Raw genomic sequence first — 967 nt, 5'->3', positions numbered from 1 at the left:
GCATCTGAAGCTTGTCCAAGACCCGCATCAATAATTAATGGAAGTTTTGTTTGTTTCCTGATTATTTGAATATTAATTTTATTTTGTATTCCTAAACCTGATCCAATTGGTGCTGCTAGTGGCATTATCGCAGCAGCTCCAACATTTTCTAATCTTTTTGCCATTAATGGATCATCGTTACAATAAACCATAACTTTAAATCCCTCTTTGGTGAGAACTTCAGTAGATTCTAAAGTTTCAATCATATCAGGAAATAAATTTTCCTTATCTCCTAAAACTTCTAATTTAACTAATTTCCACCCACCTATTTCTCTTGCTAACCTCAAAGTTCTAAGAGCTTCTTTAGAATTAAAACAACCCGCTGTATTAGGCAAATAGGTAATTTTTTTTGGATCTATATAATCCATTAACAAAGGTTTGTTCTTATCAGAAATATTTACTCTTCTAACTGCAACAGTTACTATCTCTGCTCCTGACAATTTGATAGCTTTGGCACACTCAGACATAGTTTTATACTTCCCAGTACCAACAATTAATCTAGATTTAAATTTTTTTTTAGCAATGATGAGATTATCTTTTTTCATGTTACCCTCCTCCTATAAAATGAACAATCTCAATTTTATCGTTTTGTTTTAATTTAATTTTATTAACATTTTTTTTATCTATTATTTCTTCATTAAGTTCAATTGCTACTTTTTTCATAGGAATTTTAAGGTGTTTTATTAAATCTGAAAGTTTATATGTTTCAGAAATTGATCTGTTTTTACCATTTACTTTGATTTTTATTTTTTTCATCGTATATAAAAGCTGAATGAATAATAAAATAATTATTATTAACGGACCAAATCTTAATCTATTAGGTGAAAGAGAACAATCACAATATGGATCAGGTAACTATGAACAACTTAAAGAAAATTGTTTAAAAAAATCAAAAGAAATTGAGGTAAAAATTGATACTTATGAAGAA

Annotated in this window: 3 protein-coding genes; 1 reads left to right on the top strand and 2 read right to left on the bottom strand. The window is 27.9% G+C overall.

From position 1 onward, the window contains the following. Both AMN99_RS03975 and thiS read right to left on the bottom strand, forming a co-directional pair. Positions 1-584, bottom strand: a 584-nt coding sequence (locus tag AMN99_RS03975; RefSeq protein ID WP_075506543.1) for a thiazole synthase, incomplete at its 3' end; no start/stop codon positions are given. Between the two features lies 1 nt (position 585). Then, complete coding sequence (gene thiS, locus AMN99_RS03970; RefSeq protein WP_075506542.1) at positions 586-795, bottom strand: sulfur carrier protein ThiS; 210 nt, start codon at positions 793-795, stop codon at positions 586-588. Between the two features lie 16 nt (positions 796-811). Here thiS and AMN99_RS03965 point away from each other — a divergent pair. Further along, positions 812-967: type II 3-dehydroquinate dehydratase (locus AMN99_RS03965; RefSeq protein ID WP_143323922.1), on the top strand; the 156-nt coding region annotated here is incomplete at its 3' end.

Origin of the sequence: Candidatus Pelagibacter communis (assembly GCF_001180225.1) — a bacterium.
Classification (GTDB): domain Bacteria; phylum Pseudomonadota; class Alphaproteobacteria; order Pelagibacterales; family Pelagibacteraceae; genus Pelagibacter; species Pelagibacter ubique_D.
Note: the sequence above shows the minus strand (reverse complement) of the source record. Positions and strands in the feature narration are given on the sequence as shown.